Consider the following 23,728-nt stretch of genomic DNA (forward strand, 5'->3'; position numbering starts at 1 on the left):
GTGATGCGACTTGGCGCCAAACATCTCAATAGTCGTAACTATATTGAGATCTGTTAATTCGGTCGAATACGGATGGGCACGGACCCCCATCGCAGGGCCGGTCATTGATTCTCGTCCCGGTAGATCCAACTCGAAGCGGTCGCTGCGGCTGGGAGGAAGGACGAGCAACCACGCCGACCCGTCCGTGATTCCCCTCCGACCGCCACCGTCGACCTGCGGTCGTCCGACCGTGTCGTCGGAACTCGTCCCGCGCCGCGGAGCCGTCTGTCGGTACAATTAATATCCCCTTTAACACAGTAGGGGTATGCGAGTTACTGACGTAGAGACGTTCGTCGTCGACGCCGACTGGCGCAACTGGTTTTTCGTCCAAGTCACGACCGACACCGGGCTGACCGGGGTGGGGGAGGCCCTGAGCGGCGAAGGGCTCACCGCCGCACTGGAGGCCACCGCGGAGGCACACAAACACTACGTGATCGGTGAGGATCCGCTCAACCGGAAGGGGATCAGCCGGAAGCTCCGTCGATATCCCTTCGCGTGGCGCGGGGGAAAGCTGATCAACGCCGTCGCCGCCGCCGTCGACATCGCCCTCTGGGACATCGCGGGCAAGCATTACGGCGAACCCGTCTGGAAACTCCTCGGCGGCAAGGTCCGGGACGAGATACCCGTCTACGCGAACGGCTGGCACATCGGGGAGCGGACGCCGGAGAACTACGCCCACCACGCGGCGAAGGCGGTCGAGGAGGGGTATCCCGCCCTGAAGTGCGACCCGTTCGCTCACTACGAACACTCGCTCACGGACGATCAGCTGGACGAAGTCGCCGAACTCCTCGAAGCGGTGCGGGACGCCGTCGGCTGGGACGTCGGTATCGGGCTCGACTGCCACGGCCGATTCACGCGGCGTGGAGCGATCGAGGTGGCCGACGCGCTCGAAGAGTACGACATCATGTTCCTCGAAGAACCGGTCGAACTCGAAGACCGCGAGGTGATGGCCGACGTCACCCAGCACGTCGACATGCCAGTCGCCACGGGCGAGCGTATCTACAACAACGAGACGATGGAAGACGTCGTTCGCAAACAGGCCTGTGACATCGTCCAGCCCGACGTGACGAACTACGGCACCCTCCAAGAGGTCCAACACGCCGCGTCGATGGCGAAGTCCCGGTACATGACCGTCGCCCCACACAACCCGAACGCCGGCGTCAGTACGGCCGCGTCGGTGCACCTCTGTGCGGGAATCGAGAACCTGGAGGTCCTCGAACACATGAGCCGGGACGTCGACTGGGGCGACGACATCATCGAACACGATTTCACCGTCGAAGACGGTGCCATCGAAGTTCCCGACGAACCGGGTCTCGGCGTGACGTTCAACCCGGACGTCGCCCGCGAGTACCCCGGCGAGCCGAAGGATAGCCACAGCCTCTTCGACGAGGACGGCGCCCTCAAGCGGCCGTAGTCACGCGGTCGAAAGTCACGCGACCCCGTCGCCCGCGAGGGCGTCCAGCGCGAGGTCGACGTTGCGCGTGTTGGCCTTCCAGGCGGCGTCGAAGAGGTCACCGATCACGGGCACCGATCCACCGACGACGTCGACGGCGACGTTGGCGAGCATGCGGATCAGCGTCCCGTAGGGGACGCCGAGGCGCGCCGCTTCGAGGACGACGTACAGCGAGAGCGCGCCGCTGACTAGGTCGCCAGTCACCGGGAGGAGACCGAGCAACGGGTCGAGACCGACTCGGAACGACGTGCCCGGAATCCGGACGCTGTGGTCGAGGACGCGGGCCACGAAACGCATCCGTCGGACGGCGGCACGATCTACCGACGCCGGCAGGGCGTCGATGCGCGCGTCGAAAGCCTCCGTCAGGTCGTCGCTCATGGGACGAACCGAGGGCGCGAGACGCATAAGTACCCGTCTCGAAGCCGCGTGGCGACGGTCCGGCTGGGTCGGTGGCGGCCCGTCGCCGCGGAATCGTTATGCGTGTCGAGTCCTCGACGAGTCGGGAGTGACGTTTTCGTGTGCCACTACTACGACCCGATGGAACGAGCGCACCGAAGCGGGCGAGGAGACGGAGGACGTGGATCGCTGGACGCGCGACGAGTTCGCGGGGAACGCGACGTCGAGGGAGCGCTGTTGACCGACGGCGGGGCGACACGTAGTCGTCGCCCACGACGTCTACGATCCACACCGAGTTTCTGTGTTCCGCCGTGGCGGGGCGGAACCGCCGACGCCGTTCCACGGTCCGGTTCGTACCGTTCGCCGTCCCCGCGGTAGCCGTCGGAAGCCAGTCGCCGTCCGTTACCACTGGCGAGAATTTGACCCCCGAACTTATGTTCTGCCATCTGTCAGGTCGAACGACGCATGCGACGCCAGTGTCCATTCTGTGGGGAGCGGGTTGAGCTCCTGCCCGAGCATCTCGAAGAGTGCCAGGAGGCGCCCCGTGACGATCCGCGGCGGTCCTGACCCGGACCGACTGGCGCCGGGCCGATAGGCCGGCGGATCGGAGCTGACGAATACGCCGTCGCGGGAGTAGATCACACGTCGACCAGAGGCGCCGCCGTCGCCACCACGGCAACGCCGAGCCCGCCGTACAGCAGGAGCCGGCCGTTCGAACCCACCTGCGAGTAGATGAGCAACCCACAGACGACGACGCTCCCGCCGATCAGCCCGAGTCTGATAGCCGTGTCGAGTCGTTCCACTGGCGTCGTCTCCCGTGCGGAGAACACCGATCGAAGGTGGCCGTATCCGAGGTTGCCCAGCAGAACGGCCGTGGCGACGTAGACGCCAGTGAGAGCATCTTCGCCCACGATAGTCCAGAGGAGCGACACACCGATCAGAAGGAATCCCCCACCGGCGACGTAGTACACGCCGTTTCCGAGTGCCGGGGCGGATACTGACCGGTCGAACCGCTCGAACGGCAGGCGGATCACTGCCTCGGCGCCCACCCAGCCGAGGGTGACGAGGGTCGCGAGGAGGGCGAAGACGAACTCCCCGGGACCGGCGAAATCGGGGAGGAGCCAGACGCCGACCAGCTGGTACAGATAGTTGTAGCTCGTTCGGAGACGAAGCACCGTCCCCGGGAGTGACGAGTCGGATGTCGACTCGGCGGGTGACGAGAACTCGTCGCGAAACCGGGTCATCGGCGGTCCAGCGGGCTCGTCGCCATGCTCCAGGCGCTCCGAATCGTACGTGCTCCGTTCGATTTCGAACTCCCAGACCACCTCTCGACCCGGTGTGACCTCGATGACGCGGTCGTTCGTCGAGTCGGTGATGAGGGTGTTCCCGTTGGGGAGACGATCGGCATCCCGGGGCCAGCGAAGCCCAGCCGAATACGACCAGACGAGCTCCCACCCCCCGGAGTCGGTTCGCCGGTACTCGACGATCCGGTCGTTCTCGCTGTCCGCGACCAAGACGGTGAGCGGATCGCGCTGTAAGAGGACGGGATTGTGCTGTTCGTGGAGGATGTCGTAGTTGTCCTCTTCGCCGAGCGTCCAGCGGGTCTCTTTGGTCTCGCGGTCGATGGCCATCACGCGGTCGAAGTTGCGTGGACTGACCAGAAATGCCGACCCGTTGTCGATCACGTCGACGTCGTTGAGGTGGGTGTACCCCGTCGCCTGTCCCCCCGCTTCGGGGTACGGTGGGTAGTGATTGGCGAAGACGTACTCCCAGGTTATCTCGGCGCTGGTGGCGTTGTATACGTACACGCGGCCGTCGGTCCGGCCGGACTCGGACCGGGGGTAGAACTTGTCGGCGACGACGTATCGATCGTCGCCGAGATAGTCGATGTCGTGAGTGTCGCTCGGCACTTCGAACTTCCGTAACTCCTCACCGGTTCGCCAGTTCAGTACGACGGCGACGCGTCGAAAGTTGTCCGACTCGGTTCGCTCACCGGCGACGACCAGAACGCGATCCGAATCGAGCGGATCGACGTCCATGTACCGCCGGTACTCGTCGTGCGTCCAGAGAATCTCCCGGGACTCGGTATGGACGACGGCGAGTTCGCCCGCGTGTTCGTAGACGTTCGCTGACCCTCCCTGTGTCGTCACGAACGTCACGTCGGTGGTGGTTTGACGGCGCTCGGTGGTGGAGAGGTCGGCGCCTTCGTACTGCACCGCAGCGATACCGACAGGAACGAGCAAGAGGACGATCAGCACGACGAGACCGAGTCGAATCCGTGTCGACGCTTGCATATGGGTTGGTCAATTGATACGTCTATAACGGTTGGGGTGGTCACTCCCGGAGAACGGTGTGACGGGAGGCTGGGACGGACGGTTACTCGACGACGCTGCGCAGAAGTTCGATATCGCGGTCGTCGATTCCGAGGACGTATAGCGTCACGAGGAAGCCGACGGCACCGAACCCGCCACCGACGACGAGGAGAACGTACCGCTGGAACGGGACCGTGAACGCGTACATCACGAGTCCGGAGACGACACCCGCGACCACCGGCTTGGCGAAGGTCCGGTCGTACGGGGAGAAGCCCTCCAAGTACCAGACCTGGCCGACACGGATCAGATTGATGGCCGTCAGAACGGTGGCCGTCGCCAGCGCCGCACCAATGAAGCCGTACTCCAGGATCAGTACGTAGTTCAGCACCGCGTTGAGTACGCCGGAGGTGAGCTGGTTCGCCAGCGTGAGATACTGGTGGTCGGACATCATGAGGAGGTACCCGCTCGGCCCGACCAGCGCGTTGGTCAACTGAGCCACCACGAACAGGGTCAATACGCGGTCCCCCCGAACGAATCCCTCGCCGAAGACGCGAAGAATCTCGGGAGCGTAAACGAACGCTGCGACGGCGGGAAATAGGGCCAGAGTGAAGATGAGCCGAGTGACCGTCCCGTACACCGACTCGAGTTCGTCGTGGTTCCCGTCGTGGTAGAGTCGCGAAGCGACCGCCGGAAAGAGCTGATTGAAGCCACTGAGTGGCAACGAGAGGAGCCGTGAGATAATGACGGCGACGTTGTACACGCCGACGGCCGAACCGGTGAGCAAGAAGCCGACCATGAGTAGGTCGATCCGGTTGTAGAGAAAGCTCCCGAGTTGGGTGAACGTGAGCGGGACCGAAAAGTCGTAGTACTGCTCGGCGTCGCCACGGGTCGGTCGGACTACCGAATCGAGATCCGTCTTTCGGACCAGAACGACGAGAGCGACGAGCAGAGTCAAGATGCCGCTGACGATCAGCCCAGCGGCGGCACCGACGAGCGAGTATCCGAGTGCGACGGCACCGCCGATGAAGACGAGACGGATCGCGGGGCGGGCAACCGACGCGACGGCGACGTGGTAGTCCATCCGTTCGATGGCCTTGAACGCCGAGAACGTGAGCAAGGAGAGGGTGTTGAACGGGATGACGATGGCCGTGATGCGGAGGACGTCGGCGAACAGAGGATCGTCGAGCGTGTACGCGGAGATCAACGGCGCCCCGAGGTAGACACCTGCTGCAACGACGACACTCCCCGCAACCGAGGTGACGTACGCGAGCGTCAGCATCGCGTAGCGCTTCCGAGTGTCGTCCTCGTACTCCGGGAGAAATCTCAGCAGTGACTTGTCACCACCGAGCCGCGTGAAGACGGTAAACAGCGAGAAGACGACCAGCAGGTACGTGTAGATGCCGTAGCGGTTCGTCCCCAGATACCGCGTCAGGACGACGTTGGTGACGAAGCCGAATCCCTTCGAAATGACCCTGCCGATCATGAAGAGGCCCGCACCCTCGGAGATGGAGGTGAGCGAGCCGAGTCCGCCGGCGGTGGCCTCGTCGTCAGTCATCTGTGGGTCCGCTCGAGAGCTCCAACGGCGGTGGTGTGCGGGGACGTGGTTGCTGGAGAGAGAACATGTCGGTTGGGAAGTGCTAGTCGTGAGCGGGACCCGACCCGGAGCCGGGAATCACCGGTACAGATCATCTGTCAACACGGAGTTATCTAAATCTTGGCAAATGCGTCAGCTCCGCATCAAAAGGAGTCCGGGCAGCGACGAAGAGCAGTCCGTGAAAGGTCGCTCAATCGAGGACTGTGCGACTCGTCCCGCCAGCGTCCCCGTCCGGGGTTGTCGTTGTTCGACGGGACACTCTCGGCTGCATCCCGTGTGTCCTGTTCGGTGCAGTAGAACTCGACGAAGCTGATGGCGCACTTGTCGGGACCGGTGGCGGTGATCGTAGTCCGAACCGTCGAGCAGTACACTCTGTGCGAGGCCGCCTCGTCGTCCGTCGTGTCGAGGCTCACCATACCGACGCCGAACGCCGTCCGCGCAATACGTCACGGTGTGAATACCCGAGTGAGTAGTCCGCGTCGACCTCGTTGGTGCGAAGCCACACCGCAGAAGTGGAGGGGATCGGAGCTCGTGTTGGAGTAAAGGGACGCTATTCGGGGGTTGTCTCACCCTCGATATATTCCGGGGCACCCATCTTCTGGCGGCGGCGATACGATCGCGAGCAAAGACATATGTAATATGAGCTACCACTCGTGAGTGAATGACGTTCCGCGACTGGCTCGGACGGACCTGTTCGTACATCCGGTCGGATGGTGTCCAGTCCGGGCTTCGGCGATCAGCCGACGAGTTCAAACGCGGGGCCGCGACTCGTATCGATCCGTACGTCCCGGGTGAACCCATCTTCGCACACGATTGGGACGTTCTCATCGTCCTCGACGCGTGTCGTCCTGATCTTCTGGCCGAGGTCGCCGAATCGTACGATTTCCTCCCACGGCGACCGGAGACGGTTCGCTCGACGGGGAGCAGTTCGTGGATCTGGATGGAGCGCAACTTCACTACCGACTGGGCGAACGAGATGCGTGAGACGGCGTACGTCACGGGGAATCCCTACAGCAGCGACTACGTCGATCCGTCCGCCTTCGCACTCGTCGACGAAGTGTGGAACTACGCGTGGGACGACGACCACGGAACGGTCCCGGCACGACCGATCACCGACCGGACCATCGACACGGCGCGCACACACGACCCGGAGCGACTGCTCGTACACTACATGCAACCGCATTTCCCGAGCGTTCCCGATCCGATCGGCTCCGCCATCGACATCGACACCTTCGGCGAGCAGTGGGAGTCTATCTGGGACGACCTCGAAGCGGAGCGGATCTCCGAGGAGCGCGTGTGGGAGTCCTACCGGACGAATCTGGAGTACGTCCTCGACGACGTGGCACTCCTGCTGGAGAACGTCGACGCCGAGACGGTCGTCATCACGGCCGACCACGGGAACGCTCTCGGGGAGTGTGGGTTCTACGGACATCCTCCTCTGAATCCACATCCGAGCGTGCGGCGGGTGCCGTGGGTGGAGACGTCGGCGAGGGACACGATGGGGTACGAACCGTCGCAGGAGGCGAATCGAGTCGATCCATCGGATGGGGACGTCCAGTCCCACCTCAGAGATCTCGGATACTTATGAGCTGTTCGACACTCGAGGACCGACCCCGTCGCTGAGCAGTGGCGCGAAGATCCGTTCGGACTCAGAAAGAACAGGAACGTCTCCGAGACGATGCCGATACCGCGTTTCCGGAATTCGAAACATCGCGGCGTATAACGGATCCCCATCTTGTCGATCGTCACGAGGGAATCGTCGACCGCCACGTGTGTCGTGGAGAGATCCATCATTGCTGACGGGCCGTTCGAGACAATCGGAAGGGAGAGGGGATCACCGAGTTTCGTCGGTCGTTTCGCTCTGAGGGCTGTCGTCGGAGCCTTCGGCAGCGGATTCGCTTCGAGTGTCGCTTCCGGAGTCCCGGTCGGAGAGAAGCCGGGACGCGGGAACTGAATCACCTGACGACTGCCGATCACGTGGGCCGACGAGACGAGAGACGGACCGATATAGCACAGCGTTCCGATAGGCGAGGAGAACGTGCCGTGCGATCCGGTCGGCCCCCGAGAGTAACGGAGACAAAATCCAGCTATCGTGCAGATCGATAACGATCACTGTCGGAGTAGAGAGCACCATTACTGTCCGACAGAGCGTCGATCGTCGGGTGAAACAAAGCAACCGTCGACACAGGGCCGACGCACGTGTCCCTGCACTACCCTCGATCCGTTCGAACAGGTCGCTCACACGCGACCGATCGTACGCCCGTCTGATTCGATCACGGGGCTTCCTCGGGGTGGTATCTCGTTTTTCCATACTACGCACCGATATCCACGACGGTCACCCGAAGTGTGACACTCCCCAAATCGAGGACGACAGTACTCCCGTGCTCGATAGCCCGACCTTTAAACGTGACCCCGGCTCCCGTCTCGCGGACGGTGAGACGAGTGTGGAGTGCCAGTTCCTGCTCGGTGGGATGGTCACGTAGATAGATATTCCCGTCTTGACTGGTGAGGATCACCTTCTCGCTCGTTCGTTCGATCGACTGAATCCGGGCAATCGTCCGGCCGGCAGCCGTTTCGGTCATTCCCTCGTGGACCGCGTTAGCGAGTTGGGGCCCGGCATTTTCGAGCTGCAGCGTGACGGCGCGGGTCGCTGGGTGACCTCGCTGCTCGGTGGCTCCGACACGTCGAACGTCACCCGTCAGTGCGTACTCGTCGGTTTCAAACGAGATGTTCGTCCCCTCTCGGATCGGCGACCCACCGAATCGAAGGCGTTGCTCTTGAACGACGGCCTCCAGCGAGAGGCCGACGAACACCCGTTTGCGGTCGGGATCTTCCGTACCGTAGACGCTAACTGTGGCGACGGAGGCGACTTCCCGACCGCCAACCCGATAGCGATCCCCAGTCTCGATGCTCTCGGCAACCTCGCTCGTCGCGGAAGTTTGAACAACTACCTCCGTGGTGGTGACCTCTAGGGGAGCATCCCGTGCAACGACGGTCATCGACAGGGGACCCGCAGTCGATGGGAGATCAATTCCCGACCCCTGTCGGATTCTGGTTCCCCCAAAGTGGGGACTGCCGGCGATGTCGTAGGTGTTGAGCGTGGCGGCGACGTACGTGATCCGCGAGTCGGCGTCGTCGGCATCGTACATTATCACGTCCTCGACGGCTGCGACGCGTCGGTTGCCGATGCGTATCTCGTCGTCCCCCGTTAGCGCCGTTGCGTTGGTCGCTGATATCCGCCCCCGTAACAGAACCCGAGTGTCACCATCGTCGAACGATTCGGTATCCCCAACTCCTTGGACGGCGCCCGAGACGCTGTAGGTGTCAGTTTGGATAGTGAGTGTACGGCCTAACCGAAGTGGAGCACCGTCGTAACTTATCGTCCCACCAGCTGCTGGGCCCTGGATTTTGGTTCGAAGAAGGACACGGGTCTGCTCTCCCTGTGGAGAGAGGTGGATGTCAGTAACGGTCAGTCGTGAATGTGTCTCCGGTGAGTACGTATCGTTCACTTCGAACTCCGAAACCAGATAATCCGGCTGGGGGCCGAGGTCGATCGTGGCATATTTGCTCGGTAACTGCTCAGAACTTGAGCTACTCGACAGGCTCCCAGAAACGAAAACGAATCCGCCAGCTACGGCCACGAGCAGGACGACAACGAAGAACGCGTCGACAATGTTGAGAAGGCCGAATAGATTTCCCTCGTCGTCGATGAGGTCCATTCGAGCATACGTGTGAAAGCAATGGATAAAAAACATTTGTTGGCTCACAGTTCGGTGTCGGCATGAGCCCAGAGCGCGCGGTTTGCGGAGCGCGACGGGGAGAAAGACCAACTAAGACGGCTCTCGCTCGGGATTCGATCCAACCACGTGCAGATACGACAGACCAAGTCCGAGGATCACCCAAAAGATACGGCTAGAGTGAAGAGGGTCGCCGACTCCAATACTCCCGATCCCGAAACTGAGCAAGGCGATACACAGTGGCAAAGCGTACTCGTCATCCCCCTCGAGATAGAGGCTGAACAGTTGATCTACCAGAGTCCCGTAGGCCAAGACAAACAGACACAGTCCGAACACACCGACCTCGCCAGCGAGCTGTGCGAGCCAGGAGTGTGGGCTAACAATTCGCCCAGTCTCAACCGGAGACCAGGCAGCTGCCGTCTGGAACGTTCCGATACCGTATCCAAGCGGCTGCTGGAGGAGCGTATTGCCGGCAATCTCCAGAAGTTGCCAGCGACTCCAGATACTGAACGATGAAGATTGGCTGAACGGGTTCGAGGTGACCTGTGGCAGAAGTAAGGTGACTGCACTTACCAGCCCGATACTACTCGTCAGTATCGGCGGCCAGGTGGGAACGAGCAGACGGATCTTCTCACGGAACTGCCAGAGGACGACGACCGCGACGAAGGAGAGGGAACTGGCCAAGAGTCCGGCCCGACCCCGGTTGTAGAGAATCATCCCGAGTGAAGCGGCGAGAACTGCCGTCGCGGCCAAACGACCGCTAATCGGAGCGTTTCTGAGGAGAGACCACGTAGCGAGCGGTACGGCAGTGCTGAGTAGGAATACGAAGTAATTTCGATTGAGATAGACGCTGGAGGTAGCTACTTCATCGGCGTATGGGGGAGCGGACAACCGGCTCACTGGGAGATGGGTGCCGCTCCAGAGCTCCCAGAACGAAATCAAGAGCGCGATCGACACGATTGCCAGAAACGATGCCGAGAGCAGTGGATATTCGTCTTCCCGACGGAGAAGAGACGACAGTCCCATGACAACGATCAGCGACGAGACGACGTGAAATCCAGCCCGGACGGAGACCCCCAGATCGACCGTCCAAAAGAGCGTGGTCACGGCATAGAGGACGAAAAGGCACACAAAGACGAACGGAGTTGACAGCGCAATCGATGTCCTGTGGACGAGGAGATAGACGGCGAGAAGGAGTCCTGCGATCCAGAACACGTGGATGTCGAAGAAGCTGAACGGGCCGATCCGAACCGACGGAAAAGCACCATTGAGTACCACAACAACGAGTAGCGTAGCGACCGAAGCGAGTCTGAGGAGCCCCAACCCACCGAGGGGGAACGACGTAAGCTCGGTACCGTCGCCGTCAGCGAGCTTCATCGGATCTACCACCTCCGAGGCCGCCGAGTCGGGTGTCGTCCGACGGATGACGACTATCGTGCCTGGCACTTCCTGAAGGTCCGCTCAAGCTTCTCCACCTCCGTGACAATATTAAAGTCGGAAACGATCGTCTCACGAGCCCGATTCCGGAACTCGTCCCACTCGGAGTCGTCTCGGAGCATGGTTTCCAACGCATCAGCTATCGCCTCCGAACGTCGTGGTTCGACCAGCAGACCGTTTCCACCATGTTCGACGAGTTCCGGGATTCCGGAGACCGTCGTCGATACTGGCGGAGTCTCCATGGCCATCGCTTCCATCAGGACGACTGGAATACCGTCTCTGTCACCCGATTCGGCGACGACACAGGGGAGCAGGAAACAGCGGGCCTCGTCGTACTCCGTGAGTAACCGCTCGTCGTCGACGTTGTCCAGAAATCGAACGGTATCACCGAGGTTCAGTTCGTCAACCAGCGCTTCGAGGTCGGATCGCTTCGGTCCGGATCCGATCAGGTGATACTCGATATCGGGGAGTTGCTGGGTAGCCTTCGCAACGGCTCTCAGGCCGTATTCGAGACCTTTCTTTTCCACGAATCTGGAGACGGTCAGAACACGGTTTCGATTGGGAGTAGCTGTGGGCCGGAACTTTTCGGGCCTGATACCGGCACGGACGATGTCGATTGGGGTGTCGTCGACGAACTGCTTGCGGATGTGTGCCCGATTGTACGCGGAGATCGTCACGATCCGGTCGCAGTTCCTGAACAGGAACGGCGTGTACCGTCCAACCGGTTCGTCGTAAATATCGAACGCATGTGTCGTGACGGTGAACGTACTATTGTAGTACGAGGCGACGTATCGAGCGCTAAAACTCGACGGCTTCGCAAAATGGGTGTGGACGTGGTCGAGAGGCCAGTCCAGTCGTTCGACGAACTCGATGCACCGTTTCGCTCGAAAGAGGTTCGCAGCGTGCCGTTGCAACGAGGCAGGATAGAACGCATCGTTCAGTATGCGAGGATGAAGGGTTTTCGTCGAGAGGAGTTCCGAGACGTCCCGATACGAGGGCGATTCGATCCAGTGTGTGGGGACGTCGAGCTCGTCGTACTCTTCGTGTGTGATCCCTTCCGCTGGGCGGTCGAGGGCACAGACGGCCACGTTGTGACCTCGCTGCTCGAGTTCGTAGATTTCGTTGAGAATGAAGCTCTCGGAAAGCTTCGGGAATGGCCCAAGGTAATACAGGATGTTCATCGTATGTCCATACAACGGTTATCGTCGGTCACTCGTGCTACCTGAGAATACATGACGGCGGATTTAATTGTTCCGGGGAGCCAGCGATAAGGGCCGGCAAACGTCCGACTCGGAGCGAAGTAGTGCACCGGATCAGTACGGGAGGCTCGAACCCGAGGCGATCGACTAATACGTCTCTCCGCATCAGCGTATCGGTAGTCGACGCATTCGCAGGCCGGGGTGAGATGGCGACAAAGGACGATGTGCCCACCGACCGACATTGGAGGAACCCATTGTTAAATAGTAGTCAGTAGACACTACAGGTGTGTCCGGGCTCGTATCGGCCATCGTCCCTGCATACAACCGAGCGGACCGCACCCAGCGCGCCGTGGAGAGTGTGGCCAAACAAACGTATCGGCCGTTAGAACTAATCGTCGTCGACGATGGATCCGCTCCACCCCTCGAACGACTGCTGACACTACCGAAGGAGATCGACTCAAGCCTGTACCGACACCCCACGAACGCCGGGGGGAATGCCGCACGAAACACCGGAATAGCTCACGCCAAAGGGAGATACATCGCGTTTCTCGACTCGGACGACGAGTGGAGACCCGAAAAACTACAGCAGCAAATCGATCGATTAGAGAGCTGCGAGGCACGCATCTCGTATACTGGTATCGAGCAACAGGATAGGGAAGGACGTGTGAACACGGTGCAGAAGGCGACGGCGAAGGGAGAACTCAAAGATGCACTGCTTCAACGGAACGTCGTCGGAACGTTCTCGTCGCTCGTCGTCGAGAAGGACCTGATCACCGAAATCGGATATCCCGATCCACGGATGCCCTGTTGGCAGGACTGGGAGTGGTATCTTCGGCTCGCGCCGCACTGTCGCTTCGATGCCATTGATAAGCCATTGACAATCCGACACAACGAAGGCGATCAACTAAGTGAGGCACTCAAAAAGAGGCGTGAGCAGGCCTTCCCGCTGATGCAAGAACGCATCCGTGAGCGAGCCCCAACGCCAACTGCCGCCCGTATCGGTGAGGCTCACCTTACGTACAGACTGGGATATACAGCACTCCGGCTTGGCCAGTACGATACGGCGAGACAGCACTTCCTATCTGCTATTCGACAGTATCCGATGGAGCCGGCGTTCTGGATTTATTTCATCTCAGCAGGTCCGCACCATCCGGTACTTCGACGACTCAAGCGACAATTCGGTCGGTTGGTCCATTAAGTGTCGTTCGGTAGGAACGTTCACAGAATCCAGCGGACGGCCCAATCCGATCAAGGCTTCAATGCGAGTCCCCCGATTCCTGTAATCCGCCGAACTCCCGGTCCCAGTTTTATGTTGATGGACAAACCACTCCCAGTCATGTACTCGATCTCACAATTGAAGCGGGGCATATCGAGTCCAACTCTCTTCTGTCGCGAACTCAATCGCCTGTACCACCGACGACTCAACAGACGACCGTACAACACCCGTGGCGTCGACGTGTTCGCCGAGGACTGGGACACACTGATCATTCTCGACGCCTGCCGCTACGACATGTTCGAGCGGCTCGCTGAGCTGGAAGGCCGACTGGAATCTCGCATCTCCCGTGGCTCGGCGACGGTGGAGTTCCTGCTAGCTAATTTCGACGGACGGGAGTTGCTCGAGACTGTCTACGTAACTTCGAACCCCCAACTATACCGGAACCGCCACCGGATCGACACCGAACTCCACGCGATAATCGAAGTGTGGAGCGATACCGGATGGGACGAACGGTACGGGACGGTTCTTCCCGAGACGGTTGCGGACGCCGCCATCGACGCTGCCGAATCCTATCCGAACAAACGACACGTCGTCCACTTCATGCAGCCACACTATCCCTTCCTCACCGACGAGACTACCTTCGACAAGGGGCATCTCGAAGACACCGGCAACGAGGAGGGGAACGTCTGGAACAGGCTGATGGAGAGTGATCTGGACGTCGACGCGGAGACCATCCAGACGCACTACGAGGACAACCTCCGGAGCGTGTTACCTGCCGTAGAGCGGTTGCTCGATACTCTCGACGGGAAGACAGTCGTCACGTCGGATCACGGCAACATGCTCGGGGAACGCGCGCGTCCGGTGCCGGTCCGCGAGTGGGGACACCCCCGAGGCCTGTACACGCCGGAACTGGTGACCGTGCCGTGGTTGGTCGTGGAGGGCAAGGCCCGTCGAGAGATTACGGCAGCGGAAGGGGAACGTGAGTTGTCGGAAGTCGAGGAACAAACGGTGAACGAACGGCTTCGTCAACTGGGCTATGCGGAGTGAAACGTATTTACAGGCCTACATAGGAGTGAGCCACACAACTGCACGAGCAACACTTGATGGGGCGACCCACCTCAAGCATCCTGTCCGCCTCGGATAGAAGATACGTCCCTTGCACCGGCACTTTTTTCGCATATGTGAATAAATCAACTATTATGGGGCCAGTCCTTCTGATAACACTGGACACGGTACGCCAGGACGTGTTCGATTCGGAATGTTTTCCACAATCCTGGCCCACGATAGCCTCCGAATTTGCTCGTTTTCCGAACGCGCTCGCGACAGGGGTCGCAACGCCCCATTCTTTTCCAGGGATTATCACGGGAGAGCCGGTAGTCGAAGACGGCGAGTTCACGTCTAGTGCGACGGCGGTTATGGAATTTTTCGAGGGTGAAACGGTTGTATTCACGAACAACGGTCATCTACGTGCCGAGCGCGGTTACGAACGCGGGACAGACGAATTTGGAGACAACCAACTCCCGACGAATCAACACGTGTCACCCCAATCGTTCGTCGAGAGGGTGAAGCAAATAGAGCCAATAAACAATTCGACGATCCTAAAAAAAGCCTACAGGTGGTACAAATCGGCCAAACCAGACGTGGAGTACCACACACCGAAATATCCCGCAGAAGCGGTTACTGACTGGGCTCTATCCGAGTTGACACAGAAGCCACCATCGTTTCTCTGGGCACACTATATGGACGCACACAAGCCATTTAATCCAGAGAATGCCATCTCTCCTCCAGACGCCAACGTATCGAAAGAAACGCTCGAGTATCTAAACGACTACGATCGAATGGACGATCCGCCGGAGAAAAAATGCCGGCACTACCTCAAAGCGTTGTACGAAGCGAACGTGAGATACGTGGACAGAGAAATTGCCCGGCTACTTCGAGAACTCCGGGCATTCGACTGGTACTCAGACGCACTCGTCGTTTTGGTGAGTGATCACGGCGAACTGTTCGGGGAGTACGGACATATGTGGCATCCGATGACAATAGATCCTGTTGACGAACTTATTGACGTACCGCTAGCAGTCAAGTTTCCACAGGGAGAACGCGCTGGCAAGGTAGTTGACCACCGGGTTCAACACGCGGATATTCCTGCAACGATCGGAACATACCTCCAGCAGACGGATCTCTCACCCGAGGGCACCTATCCGTTGCTTGATTCAGCAGAACGGATCATACTCAGCAAATCGAACACGTCGATCAGAGTGACGGGTTCTGATGGCCACGTGATCCGTCGCCGAGACGACTCCAGAGACGAGTACGGAGATATCTCCGACGAACTGTGGGAAAGGGCAGAGACTGCGGAGTTCCCCGACGTGCGGACAAGTAACGGCGTCGTCCGGGGATTAGAAGACGTAGATCGGATGGAACAGTTGAAGGCCCTTGGATATCGATGAGACCCGCACGACTGTCCCAACCAGCCGAAATCGACCAGTGACCAAATGACTGCAATCCTACATTTCGTCAACGATTTAACCTCCACATCTATTCCCTTGGAGGTGGCGGAGAAGATGCATACGACGTCGGACGTGGAGACACACGTCGCGTCGTTCTACGACTCGCCGAGTGAAGAAGTCGATCCCGACGTAGCGGAATTCGACGTGCCGACGACCAGACTCGGCGGTGGCTCCAGATTCGATCTCGGGGCATACCGACGGCTACGAGCCCTGCTCGACGAGTTCGATATCGTTCACACGCATCACAACTTCGTCGGCTCGGTTGGTCGACTCGTCGCGGCGACGACTGAGACGAAAGTCGTCAACACGGAACACAACGACCACAATGGGTTCACACACCTCCAAAATATAGTCAACGTACCCACACTTCCTCTGTCGGACTGCATCGTCGGAAACTCCCAGGCAACTCTCGATTCCTTCCAGTGGTACGAACGACCGTTCGTTCATGGAGTCGAGACGCGGGTGATCTACAACGGGGTGGATCTGGATCGGATCGATGCACAGGAAAGCACCGAGCGATTCGGAGACAGACCGTTGGTGGTCACCGTCGGATCCCTCATCGAACAGAAAGATCAGGCTGTGCTCGTTCGGGCCATGGAGCCGGTAGTAAGAGACTGTCCGGAGGCGACGCTGGTGATCGTCGGCAGCGGGCCGCTACGAAATCAACTCGAACGGACGGCGCAGAAGGTCGGTGTCGAAGCGAATGTGATCTTCACGGGCTACGTCCCGACGCGAGAGGAAGTCTACCGAATCGTAAAGAGCGCCGACGTGTTCGCTATGAGTTCGGATTACGAGGGATTCTGTGTCGCCGCTGTTGAGGGGATGGCCTGCGGGAAACCGGTCGTCGCGAGCGATATCGACGTCTTCCGAGAAGTGATCAACGAGGGGGGTGCGTTCGCCGAGCGTGGCAACCCGAACTCGTTTGCGTCACACATAATCGAACTGTTGACCGATGCGGGGCGCCGGTCGAAACTCGGTGCGCGGGCGAGACAGCGAGCGGAGACCGAGTTCCCGCTGGAGAGGGCGGTGGAACGCCATCAAGAGCTCTATCTCGATGTGATGGACGAATAGTCGAGGGCGAAAAATAATTCCCTATTGAAAGTTCAGTATGACATATGTTTATGGGCGTCCACATGGAGTGTAGACGTAATGGTCGAGACGGTCGTACTGGGTCTGGATGGCGCGACGTGGACCGTCCTTGATGATTTGATCGAACAGGGAACGCTCCCGAACATCGCCTCACTCACCGAAGCCGGCTACTCGGGGACGCTAGAGAGTACCTACCCGCCGATCACCGCACCGGCGTGGCTCTCGATGGCGACGGGACAGAACCCCGGAAAGACCGGCGTCTTCTACTTTCTGAACCGGGAGTCACCCGATAGCTACGCGTTCGAGACGCTCGGCTCGGAGAAATTCGAGGGGCGCAGTTTCTGGGACGTACTCTCGGCACGCGGACACTCGGTCGGCGTGTTCAACTTTCCGATGCTCTACCCGCCGTACGAACTCGACGGGTTCATGGTGAGCGGTCTCGGCTCACCCGAGGACGGCACGATCACCTATCCGGAGTCACTCGCGAACGACTTGGAACGCGTCACCGACGGCTACCAAGTGGAGGTTCCCTACGCAGACCCCAAGTACGCCGACCGGCCCGAGGAGTTGGAGGACGACTTGCTGACCGTCGTCGAAAAACGGGAAGCGGCAATCGAGTACCTGTTGACCGACCACGATCCGGACGTGTTCTTCGGCGTCGTCAGCGCGACGGACTGGGCTCAGCATTACTTCTGGCGGCATTACGACCCCGAGCACGTTCTCCACGAAGAATCCCCGTCGAGCGATGCGCTGACGAAGGTGTGGGAGCGAGTGGACGAAACCGTCGGGCTGGTCGCGGCGCGAGCTGCGCGTGACGACGCTCGGCTGCTGCTCGTCTCGGATCACGGGTTCGGCCCCGTCAATCGGACCTTCCACTCGAACGACTGGCTCAGACGGGAGGGGTTCCGTGTCGATACCGCAGAATCGATCGTCGACCAACTGCGGACGACCTACTTTCCGCATCTGCGTCGTCTGGGCGAGGCGGTCGTCAGCGTCGTCCCACAACTGAACGACGTCGCGAAGTCCGTCGGTACGTCGATTCGCAAATCACCCGGATCGAACGTAGATGTGGACGCGAGCATCGCGTTCGCGCCGCGTCAGAACCTCACCTGCGGGATGGTTTATTTTTGTACCGAAGACGAGACGAGCAGACGACACGTGATCGAGGGGTTGGAGTCGTTGCCTGCGCCGGACGGCGAACACCTCGACGTGACCGTGTACGATCCAGCCGACCTCTACGAGGGCCCGAACACCGACCTCGCACCGGATCTGCTGTTCACGATCGACGATTTCGAATGTGCCGTCGACCCGCGACCGGCCACCTCGGGACGCGTCTTCGAAACGGGACCACCCTCTCCGGCACGGAGCGGTGGGCATCGACGAGAGGGCGTGTTCGTCTTCACCGGGCCGAACGTCCGAAGCGGGAGCGAGGGGGCCGCGACGCTCCTCGACGTCGCGCCGACGCTTCTGTGGCTCCAGGACGAGCCGATCCCGGAGGAGATGGACGGAGAGCCGATGTTCGACGCGTTCGCCGTGGAGTCCGCCCCCCCGAACCGTGTTCCCCTCGCTGACCTCGTTAACAGCGAGCGCGTCGTTCGGAGGGCGGACGACGAGGAGGTTCAACAACGGCTCGAAGATCTCGGATACATATGACTGCCCGAAACGTCGTCCTGATAGTCTTCGATACGGCTCGCGCCGACGTCTTGGCGTCCCACATCGCCGAGGAGTCCCCGGAGACGTCACCGCTGGCCAAGCTAGCGACCGAGGGCACGACAGTCGAGACGGCGTTCGCCGGTTCCCCCTGGACGCTGCCCTCTCACGCGTCGCTGTTCACGTCGACCTATCCGTCGAAACACGGAGCTCACGCGGGTCACAAACGGCTGGAATCGGGACGTCGAACGCTCGCCGAGGCATTCGCCGACGCCGGCTACGAGACCGTCGCCGTCTCGAACAACACGTGGATCAGCGACGAGTTCGGCTTCGCACGTGGGTTCGACGAGTTCGTCAAGACGTGGCAGTACGTCCAGACGGAGGCCGACTTCGGAGCGATAGCCCGCACCCAACTCGGAACGGATCGCCTTCGTGCCGCACTGGGCCGGCTGTTCGACGGAAACCCGTTCCTCAACGCGATCAACGCAATCTACGGGCAGTACCTGCGGAGGCGACACGACGACGGAGCGCGACGGACCAACGAGTGGGTCGCCGACTGGCTCGATAACCGGATCGATGACCGACCGTTCTTTTTCTTTATCAACTACCTCGAACCACACCTCGAATACCGTCCACCGAAGGAACACGCGGAGCGATACCTGCCCGGCGAGACGACGTACGAGGACGCGATGGACGTCCCACAGGACGCCTGGGGGTACATCGCCGGTACGGTCGATATGGACGACCACGATTTCGAGGTTCTGCGTTCGCTCTACCGCGCCGAAATCGCGTATCTCGACGAGCGACTCGGCGAACTCCGTCGCTACCTCGAAGCGGCGGGGGAGTGGACGGACACCGTCTTCGTCGTCACCGCCGATCACGGGGAAAACATCGGCGATCACGGGTTCATGGATCACCAGTACTGCCTGTACGACACGCTACTTCACGTCCCGTTGCTCGTCCATGGGGGTGGCTTTACCGACGACGAACCGGTCGACGAACTCGTACAGTTGCCCGACCTCGGGCCGACACTCCTCGATGCCACGGGTGTCGACGCACCAACGTACAGAGCGCAGGCACAAGGTCGGTCGTTCCACCCCGAGTCCGCCGCTTCTCCCCGTGAGTACGTGGTTGCTGAGTATCTCGCTCCGCAACCGTCGATGACGGCGCTACGGACGCGAGTCGGGAGGCTGCCGAGCGACGTACGTCGGTACGACCGCTCGCTCCGGGCGATTCGAGACGAGGAGTGGAAACTGATTCGAGGATCGGATGGATCGACCGAACTGTATCACATCGTCGCCGACCCGGAGGAACGAAACGACCTGTCGGCCGGGAGACCGGACGTGATGAGGCGACTCGACCGGATGCTCGACGAGTGGCTCGCATCCTTCGAGCAGGCAGAACCGTCAGGTAGTGTCGACATGGCCGAGGGCACGAAACGTCGGTTGGAGGACCTGGGCTACCTCCAGTGAGCCAGCCAGTAGCTCACTAGAACCGCCGATACAGCTCCTCGTACTCGGCGACCATCCGCTCGGCGGTGAAGTACGACGCCGCTCGATCCTTGGCGCGCTCGCCGAAGCGTGCCCGCCGGTTCGGCTCGCCGACCAACCGGTCGACCATGCGAACGAACGTCTCGAACTCTCCGTTCGGCACGACGAACCCCGTCTCACCGTCGACGACTGCTTCCGCTACACCACCCACGTCGTAGGCGACGATTGGAACCCCGAGATGCATCGCTTCCAGCACGGTCAACGGCAACCCTTCGAACCGCGACGGCAGTAAGAAGACGTCGATGTCGGGGAGGAGGTCGAGTGCATCCTCACGGAAGCCGGGGATCCGAGCGTCGACGTCGTGTTCCCGTGCGTAGCGTCGACAGTCGTCCGCGAGGGGTCCGTCGCCGATCAGCACGAGCGTGACCTCTCGCCCGCGGTCCTGCAGGCGATGGGCGACACGGAGGATCGCCAGCGGGTTTTTCTGTTCGGAGAGTCGGGCAACGGCCCCGATTACGGTCGTCTCTGGATCGATATCGAACGCGGTTCGAACGGGTTCTCTCTCCGGATCGGGTGAGAGCGGTGGGATCCCGTTGTGGACGACGGTGCCGTCGGCCGGGCCGAGGATTTCGCGTTGACGCCCGTGGTGGAGGTCGTTCTCCGACACACAGACCACCTCGTCGGAGAGACGCGTCAACAGTCGCTCACCGTTGACCACCACCGGCTGGAGCCAGTCGTACTCGGCGTTGTAAAATCCCCAGCCATGGACGGTGAACAGACGTGGTGTTCGCGTGATGGTCGCCGCGATCCGGCCGATCGCACCCGCTTTCGTGCTGTGGCAGTGGACGAGGTCGAACGACTCACGGCGCACCAGCGCGATCAGTTCCGCCAGCGCTCTCGCGTCGGCGGCCGGATCAGGGGGACTCTTCAGGTGTGGCTGTACGTGGACGGGGATTCCTGCCTCGTTTAGTCGGTCGATGAGTTCGCCGCCGGGACCACAGGCGACCGCCGAAGGGGCACTCGATTCGGTCGCGAGAAGTTGAACGATCCGAGGGGCTCCGCCCCAGTCGGATCGGGTAATGACGTGGAGAACGTGCGGAGTGTCGGACACGGTGGGTACACTCACACAGTCAGTCGAATTGAAACTATGGTTCGACGGTCCGGGGCTCACGTCGGCCGATACTGCGGTGGCAACACACCAGGAGGCGGAACGAAGAGGCGTACAGCGGTGCGGAACCAGTGGAGAAGGGGTGCAAAACGGGACCGATTTCCGGCGAGCTACGCCTCGTCGATCACTCCGGCCTCGAAGGCCATTGTCGCGACGTACTCCGGGACGTGGGCCACCTCGTTGTCGAGGGACCGTTCCTCTTGCGCCCGCACGTCGAACGAGGACGCCGAGAGGTTCTTCATGCGCAGGTCGGTCGTGTTGCCACCGAAAAACGACTGCATTCGGGGAATCGTCACGGGAGTAGTCGAGTACGATTCCTGGAATTCGTTCGTGGTCCAGGCGTCCGTCGGTATCGACGACGCGATACTTTCGCCGACGCCGGCATTGTCGACTCTGGATTGGGGTTGCGTCGCGATGAAGCCGATCGTCTCGTCGGCGTGATCGTTAGTCCACGAGGAATCCGACTCGTTGGTCTCCTCTTCGTGGCAACTGACATCGAACGTTTCCGCGCCTGCTCTCGTAATCCGCGTAGAGGTAGGCGTCACGTCGTTGTTCGTCATGACCTGCGTGTAGACGTGTGACTGAGGCTTCCAACTCGAAGAGAAATTAACAGTTGTCCAATCACGTCCGTTAGCTGTCGTCGTACCAGCCACGAGGGGAACTCCCGCCTCAGTGCGGTGTGCACCCGCTTCCACCACTATATATTGAACGGCCTCGCTCGTGTGCGCCCCATCCTGATACGCCCACTCCTCCAACCGTACCTCGAAGCTCCCACTCCCGGCGTTTCGTACCCGCGCGTGCACCGGATCGGCGTCGTTGAACGTCCCGACCGCAGTAACCACGACTGGGTCGGTGTAGGCGCCCTCCAAGTTAACTGTCTGCCAGTTCTCGTCGACCGAAATCGTGTCTGCTTCGCCAATCATATTTTGAATGTCTGCCGCAGCCGCCTCCGCGTTTAGCAATCCGTTCCCACCGTCCGACGTCGAGAGTCCGATGTCCTCGGTCGTTCCCTGGAGCGTCGTCCGCGCCTCGGTGACCGAGTAGCCGTTCGCCATCAGCAACCCACCCGCACCGCTCACGTGCGGACACGCCATCGAAGTGCCCGAGAAGTACGCGGTGCCGCCGGGAATCGTCGAGAGGATGGACTCCCCGGGCGCCGCGATGTCGATTTCCGGCCCCGTGGAGGAAAAGGAGGACAGCGAGTCGCTGCCGTCGGTCGAACTCACCGCGACGACGGTGTCGTAGGCCGCCGGGTACGACACGCAGTCGGTACAGGGACCCTCGTTGCCAGCGGCGGCGACGACGAGGACGCCCTGGTCGACTGCGTACTGACAGGCGTCGCGCATCGTCGAGGAGTCCGAAGACGACCCGAGACTCATGCTCGCGACGTCCCAGCCCTGATTCGCGGTGTGTTCGATTCCGGCGGCGATATCCGAGAGATAGCCCGTGCCGCCACAGTCGAGCACCTTGACGGCGTGCAGCGTCGCGCCCGAGGAGACGCCGACGACGCCGACGTCGTTGTCCACCGCGGCGGCGATGCCGGCACAGTGCGTACCGTGGTCGTTGTCGTCGTCCCACGGTTCGTGACACGTGTTGCCGTTGCCGCTACAACTGCTGCCGTCGTAGGCGGTGCCACAGTCGATGATGGCCGTCCCGGCCCCGAGGTTGTCCACGAGGTCCGGATGGTCGCTGTCGATGCCGGAGTCTAGAATCGCCACGTCGGCGCCGTCGCCGGTCGATCCGGTGTCGTGGACGGCGTCGGCGTCGACCCGGTCGATACCCCACGGAACGGCTTGGCCGATGGCCTCCATCGTCGCGTCCGCCTCGACGTAGCGGACGTCTTTCCGGCGGCTGAGTGCCTTTCGTGCCTGCTCCGGGAACCGCCCCGCGACGGCCTTCCCGACGTCGTCGCCGAAGTCGATGACGTGTCGCACCTCCTTCGCCCGGCGGGCCGCCTCGTCCGTGGCGGCTTGTGAATTCGTTCCAACGACGTGTCGGTCCGGCGGGCCGTTGCCCTTGCCGACCTCGTCGTTGTTGCCGGCGGCGTCGTCGACGCGCCCGTTGTTTCCGGCGGCACCGGGCCCACGCGCCTGGGCCGCGGCGCCCAGACCGAGCGCACTGCCCCCGGTCGTGAGACCCACGAGAAGGCTACGGCGTGTCGAGGCGAGTGTCCCCGACGAACCGTCGTCGGCCGAGTCGATATCTGCACTGTCGTTGCCCGGTGGCTCACTGCCCGGTGAGCCGTTGCCCGTTCCCATAGGGTATGGCCGATTTCGGGGGTTTTAGAGCTTCTTACTTCAGAATCACAAACGATAATTGGGTGAAATGTCGGCCTGAAATCGCCACCCAGCGAGCCATCTCTCGGGATATCGATACGACGGAGAATATCGAAATCGGCGGCCAACGTCGGGGTCGATGGGGCCGAAAACGGGAGGGTT

General features: G+C 61.0%; 17 protein-coding genes. 9 read left to right on the top strand and 8 right to left on the bottom strand.

The features are described 5' to 3' along the window. Positions 1 to 304 precede the first annotated feature (304 nt). A complete protein-coding gene (locus tag V8686_RS15555; RefSeq protein ID WP_379705939.1) occupies positions 305 to 1,453 on the top strand; it encodes a mandelate racemase/muconate lactonizing enzyme family protein in 1,149 nt (382 codons plus the stop codon). Positions 1,454 to 1,468: 15 nt separating this feature from the next. Here V8686_RS15555 and V8686_RS15560 read toward each other — a convergent pair whose 3' ends face one another. Further along, on the bottom strand, positions 1,469 to 1,870 hold the full coding sequence (locus V8686_RS15560) for a DUF4112 domain-containing protein (RefSeq protein WP_379705942.1): 402 nt from the start codon (positions 1,868 to 1,870) through the stop codon (positions 1,469 to 1,471). Positions 1,871 to 1,997: 127 nt separating this feature from the next. Between V8686_RS15560 and V8686_RS15565 the strand changes: the two genes are divergently transcribed. Then, positions 1,998 to 2,129, top strand: coding sequence for a hypothetical protein (locus tag V8686_RS15565; RefSeq protein WP_379705945.1), 132 nt, complete (start codon positions 1,998 to 2,000; stop codon positions 2,127 to 2,129). A 397-nt stretch (positions 2,130 to 2,526) separates the two neighbouring features. Here the strand turns inward: V8686_RS15565 and V8686_RS15570 are convergent, their stop codons facing one another. Both V8686_RS15570 and V8686_RS15575 read right to left on the bottom strand, forming a co-directional pair. Next, positions 2,527 to 4,182, bottom strand: a complete 1,656-nt coding sequence (locus tag V8686_RS15570; protein ID WP_379705948.1) for an aryl-sulfate sulfotransferase — start codon at positions 4,180 to 4,182, stop codon at positions 2,527 to 2,529. 82 nt (positions 4,183 to 4,264) lie between these two features. After that, positions 4,265 to 5,755: a flippase gene (locus tag V8686_RS15575; protein ID WP_379705951.1), complete on the bottom strand. Its 1,491-nt coding sequence runs from the start codon at positions 5,753 to 5,755 to the stop codon at positions 4,265 to 4,267. A 700-nt stretch (positions 5,756 to 6,455) separates the two neighbouring features. On the opposite strand from V8686_RS15575, the gene V8686_RS15580 reads away from it, so the two are divergent. Next, positions 6,456 to 7,382: a sulfatase-like hydrolase/transferase gene (locus V8686_RS15580; protein ID WP_379705954.1), complete on the top strand. Its 927-nt coding sequence runs from the start codon at positions 6,456 to 6,458 to the stop codon at positions 7,380 to 7,382. A 724-nt stretch (positions 7,383 to 8,106) separates the two neighbouring features. Here V8686_RS15580 and V8686_RS15585 read toward each other — a convergent pair. The 3 genes from V8686_RS15585 to V8686_RS15595 form a co-directional block, all read right to left on the bottom strand. Beyond that, positions 8,107 to 9,513 (bottom strand): DUF4330 family protein, encoded by a 1,407-nt coding sequence (locus V8686_RS15585; RefSeq protein ID WP_379705957.1) that lies wholly within the window; start codon positions 9,511 to 9,513, stop codon positions 8,107 to 8,109. Positions 9,514 to 9,624: 111 nt separating this feature from the next. Further along, complete coding sequence (locus V8686_RS15590) at positions 9,625 to 10,908, bottom strand: O-antigen ligase family protein (protein ID WP_379705960.1); 1,284 nt, start codon at positions 10,906 to 10,908, stop codon at positions 9,625 to 9,627. A gap of 53 nt (positions 10,909 to 10,961) precedes the next feature. Then, positions 10,962 to 12,149, bottom strand: coding sequence for a glycosyltransferase (locus V8686_RS15595; protein ID WP_379705963.1), 1,188 nt, complete (start codon positions 12,147 to 12,149; stop codon positions 10,962 to 10,964). A gap of 304 nt (positions 12,150 to 12,453) precedes the next feature. On the opposite strand from V8686_RS15595, the gene V8686_RS15600 reads away from it, so the two are divergent. The 6 genes from V8686_RS15600 to V8686_RS15625 all read left to right on the top strand — a co-directional run bounded on the left by V8686_RS15600 (position 12,454) and on the right by V8686_RS15625 (position 20,104). Continuing rightward, positions 12,454 to 13,365 (top strand): glycosyltransferase, encoded by a 912-nt coding sequence (locus V8686_RS15600; RefSeq protein ID WP_379705966.1) that lies wholly within the window; start codon positions 12,454 to 12,456, stop codon positions 13,363 to 13,365. A gap of 138 nt (positions 13,366 to 13,503) precedes the next feature. Next, complete coding sequence (locus V8686_RS15605; protein ID WP_379705969.1) at positions 13,504 to 14,430, top strand: alkaline phosphatase family protein; 927 nt, start codon at positions 13,504 to 13,506, stop codon at positions 14,428 to 14,430. A gap of 152 nt (positions 14,431 to 14,582) precedes the next feature. Beyond that, complete coding sequence (locus V8686_RS15610; protein ID WP_379705972.1) at positions 14,583 to 15,833, top strand: sulfatase-like hydrolase/transferase; 1,251 nt, start codon at positions 14,583 to 14,585, stop codon at positions 15,831 to 15,833. 114 nt (positions 15,834 to 15,947) lie between these two features. After that, a complete protein-coding gene (locus tag V8686_RS15615) occupies positions 15,948 to 16,964 on the top strand; it encodes a glycosyltransferase family 4 protein (protein ID WP_379705975.1) in 1,017 nt (338 codons plus the stop codon). Between the two features lie 78 nt (positions 16,965 to 17,042). Then, the gene (locus V8686_RS15620; protein ID WP_379705978.1) at positions 17,043 to 18,635 is read left to right on the top strand and encodes an alkaline phosphatase family protein; all 1,593 of its coding nucleotides are present in this window, start codon (positions 17,043 to 17,045) and stop codon (positions 18,633 to 18,635) included. Further along, positions 18,632 to 20,104 carry a sulfatase gene (locus tag V8686_RS15625; protein ID WP_379705981.1) on the top strand — a complete coding sequence of 491 codons (1,473 nt, stop codon included), beginning with the start codon at positions 18,632 to 18,634 and terminating at the stop codon, positions 20,102 to 20,104. Before V8686_RS15620 ends, V8686_RS15625 begins: the two co-directional genes overlap by 4 nt. 16 nt (positions 20,105 to 20,120) lie before the next feature. Here V8686_RS15625 and V8686_RS15630 read toward each other — a convergent pair whose 3' ends face one another. Further along, positions 20,121 to 21,233 carry a glycosyltransferase family 4 protein gene (locus V8686_RS15630; protein WP_379705984.1) on the bottom strand — a complete coding sequence of 371 codons (1,113 nt, stop codon included), beginning with the start codon at positions 21,231 to 21,233 and terminating at the stop codon, positions 20,121 to 20,123. A gap of 167 nt (positions 21,234 to 21,400) precedes the next feature. Continuing rightward, positions 21,401 to 23,548 (bottom strand): S8 family serine peptidase, encoded by a 2,148-nt coding sequence (locus tag V8686_RS15635; RefSeq protein ID WP_379705987.1) that lies wholly within the window; start codon positions 23,546 to 23,548, stop codon positions 21,401 to 21,403. Between the last annotated feature and the right edge of the window lie 180 nt (positions 23,549 to 23,728).

It is taken from the genome of Haloplanus litoreus (assembly GCF_045690335.1).
Taxonomy (GTDB): Archaea; Halobacteriota; Halobacteria; order Halobacteriales; family Haloferacaceae; genus Haloplanus; species Haloplanus litoreus.